A 3256-nucleotide genomic window follows, 5' to 3' on the forward strand; every position below is an offset into this window, starting at 1 on the left:
TCTCCACCTGGGATTTTGGCATCATAGCTAACAAAGGTGCCTGGAAAGTATTATCAGCCGGAGGACGCGCACTTGACGCCATTGAAACAGGTGCCCGTATCCCCGAAGCCGAAGATATTACCAACCACACCGTGGGCCGTACAGGTCTGCCCGACCGTGATGGCCATGTAACCCTCGACTCATGTATTATGGATGAGTTTGGCAACTGTGGTTCGGTAGCTGCCATGGAAAACATAGCCCACCCCATTTCGGTAGCCCGTTTGGTAATGGAAAAAACCCCTCACGTAATGCTGGTTGGCGAAGGCGCTACCCAGTTTGCTGTTGAGCAGGGCATGAAAAAAGAAAAACTGCTAACTCCCGAAACAGAAAAGATCTGGAAGGAATGGCTAAAAAAAGCCCAGTACAGCCCCGTAATGAATATCGAAAACGGAGGTAAACCGGGCAATAAATATAATCACGATACCATAGGTATGCTGGCCATTGATGCCAAAGGCAATATCTCGGGTGGTTGCACTACCAGTGGCATGGCTTTTAAATTGCATGGCCGTGTTGGCGACAGTCCTATTATAGGGGCCGGTCTTTATGTAGATAATGAAGTTGGGGGCGCAACCTCAACAGGTGTTGGTGAAGAGGTGATCCGTAATGTGGGCAGCTTTTTAGTAGTTGAGCTGATGCGCCAGGGTTTATCGCCCGAAGACGCCTGCAAGGAAGCCGTAAATCGCATCATTAAAAAGAAACCGGAAATAGCCAAGAAGATCCAGGTTGGCTTTTTAGCTATCAACAAAAAAGGAGAATATGGTGCTTATGCTATACAAAGCGGTTTTTCATACGCCGTTTGTAATGCACAGCAACAGGACCTGTTAATACCGGGAAAGAGTTATTATAAATAGAAATTATTTGGTTCATGGTTGATAGATCATGGTTCATGGCGAAAAGCTATTAGGATGTTGGGTTAAATAGACGAATCCGGCTATGAACTATCAACTATGATCCATGAACTAAAAAACATAAAAGAAAAATGTATCAACCCGTATCGCTCGAAGTTTGCGCTAATTCGGTTACATCGGCCCTTGCGGCCCAGGAGGGCGGCGCTGTGCGTGTTGAACTTTGCGAAAATTTAAAGGAGGGTGGCACTACTCCCTCACACGGCACCATATTAATGGCCCGCAGCCTGCTCCATATCAAGCTTTATGTACTCATCCGCCCGCGTGGAGGCGACTTTTTGTACAATGAGATGGAGTATAATCTCATGATGGCCGATATCAGGTATTGTATTGATGCCGGATGTGATGGCGTTGTGATTGGTATCCTTAACGAAGATGGCACCATAGATATAGAACGTTGTACCGAAATGGTGCGCCTCGCCAGGCAATGGGGATTGGGCGTAACCTTTCATCGCGCTTTTGATATGTGTGTCGATCAGCATAAGGCTCTTGAAGAAATTATTGAAATGGGCTGTGAGCGCATCCTCACTTCGGGTGGCAAAAGTACTGCTATTGAAGGCGCCAGCAATTTAAACCGCCTTGTTGAACAAGCGGCAGACCGCATCAGCATTATGCCCGGAAGTGGTGTAAGTGAAGCCAACGTGGCCGACCTGATCCATTTTACAGGGGTAAAGGAAGTTCATTCGTCGGCAAGGATCAAGGTTGCGAGTAAAATGAAGTTTCATAACGAAAGTATCATGATGAGCGCCGAAGCAGGCGATGAATACAGCATCGACGTAACCGGGGTTGATCGGGTTAAGGAATTGATCAGGCTGGCGAATAGTTAGATAAAAGATTCAAGAAACAAGATATCAGGACATAAGACTGATATCTTGTAAATTCCGTTAAGCAACGTTCTCTCGAGACCCTCTATAAGGAAACCCTAAGAGGAGATAATTAAATGAAGATCGCAAAAAAGATATTGTTCATTTTACTTTCGCTGACCACTTGTGACGGTTACTGCCAAAATCTGGATAGAACATTCTATCTCAAATTTGAAGCATTGGCGAACCAGGAAAAATCTGCCAACCGACTTTATCAGCGTGCTGATAGCATCAAAAAAACCCGCGAACCTGTAAATAGCGACATAAAACTTGTATATGACAGAGACGTTGATTTCGGATACACCCACCGTTTAATAAATATAACACTCAACGGTACTTATGATTATCATATAAATTTATTGGTACATAATGACACTATTTGTTTAAGTTCGGTTTTATACGGTCAGGGAGCATCAATGCGCTATAATGATTACGATAGAAAATCCAACATACTCAGAAATCATCCTAAAATAGATACAGTAAAGGCTATACAGTATCTAAAATTAAGAAATGCATTTTATGACTCTGCAAAAACTGTTGACGATCTTAAAAACGAGTTAAACGAGCATAAAATGTTCGGATTATACTGCGGTGATGGCGCATATGAAACTGACGAAGCAAGGTCAATAGATAGCCTTGCAAAGCACAAACAGATCACAAAATTAAGGAGAATGCTTGTTAGCATATGCAGTGAGACACAAGCTTACGGTATTTATGGTTACATGCGTTTAAAAAAATACGCCTTCAAAATCACCAGGAAGGACCTGCGAATTTTCAATTATCTGGTTAACAGAAAAACTCATCTTTATGAATGTCATGGTGATATAGCCGGTGTGTTTCCAAGAGGTGGTTACATCAGAAACAAAGCTTATTAACATCAAAAGAAGGTAACCGGCAAAACCAGCTCTATCCTGTTTCTTCCTGTCCCACCAAAAAAGTCCTCATCCAGCAACCTGCTGTACCTGATGCCAAATGTGATACTGTTTTGGTTAAAGAATTTAGTATCGAAATACAGCGTACCTCCTGCCGATCTGAAATTTTGTTTAAAGCTGCTGCCATCGGTAAAAAAGTTGGAGGCGTTGGCATGGGTATAATCAAAAAATAATGCTGTTCGCAGGCGCGATAGGTAAAACAGGTTACCAAAACCGGCATCAGGATAAGCTATTGGTAAATGATAGGTTAAACCTACCTTGTTCATATTGTCCAGGTTTTCGGCGGTATAACCTTTGGAGAAAGGAAAATCATTAGAGAAACTGATCACATTATCCTTGCCTTTTTGCTGGTGCGCCAGGCTGATCACAAAATTGTGATTCACGAACAAACCGGGGAAATAGAACGACCCCGTTGCTAACAACTGCGTTGCTCCCGAGCCCGAAATTGCCGATTTGTAATTAACACCAATGCTTTGCGCAAACCGTGGATAGATATTTTTTTGCGCCTGCTGGGTTT

4 protein-coding genes are annotated in these 3256 nt (G+C 43.2%); 3 read left to right on the forward strand and 1 reads right to left on the reverse strand.

All coding sequences use genetic code 11. The annotated features are described in order from the left end of the window. From VF500_RS23080 to VF500_RS23090, 3 genes are all read left to right on the forward strand, one after another. Positions 1–890 (forward strand): N(4)-(beta-N-acetylglucosaminyl)-L-asparaginase (locus tag VF500_RS23080; protein ID WP_330861933.1); only part of this gene is annotated, 890 nt, incomplete at its 5' end. 128 nt (positions 891–1018) lie between these two features. Next, positions 1019–1771, forward strand: a complete 753-nt coding sequence (locus tag VF500_RS23085; protein ID WP_330861934.1) for a copper homeostasis protein CutC — start codon at positions 1019–1021, stop codon at positions 1769–1771. A gap of 113 nt (positions 1772–1884) precedes the next feature. Then, positions 1885–2682 (forward strand): hypothetical protein, encoded by a 798-nt coding sequence (locus VF500_RS23090; protein WP_330861935.1) that lies wholly within the window; start codon positions 1885–1887, stop codon positions 2680–2682. 2 nt (positions 2683–2684) lie between these two features. Here the strand turns inward: VF500_RS23090 and VF500_RS23095 are convergent. Beyond that, on the reverse strand, positions 2685–3256 hold a 572-nt coding region (locus VF500_RS23095), incomplete at its 5' end, for a hypothetical protein (protein WP_414688593.1).

The sequence above is a fragment of the Mucilaginibacter sp. genome (assembly GCF_036383575.1).
Taxonomy (GTDB): domain Bacteria; phylum Bacteroidota; class Bacteroidia; order Sphingobacteriales; family Sphingobacteriaceae; genus Mucilaginibacter.

Coding starts and splice junctions, on each gene's coding strand:
- VF500_RS23085 (WP_330861934.1), top strand. CDS start 1,019: ATGTATCAACCCGTATCGCTCGAAGTTTGCGCTAATTCGGTTACATCG.
- VF500_RS23090 (WP_330861935.1), top strand. CDS start 1,885: ATGAAGATCGCAAAAAAGATATTGTTCATTTTACTTTCGCTGACCACT.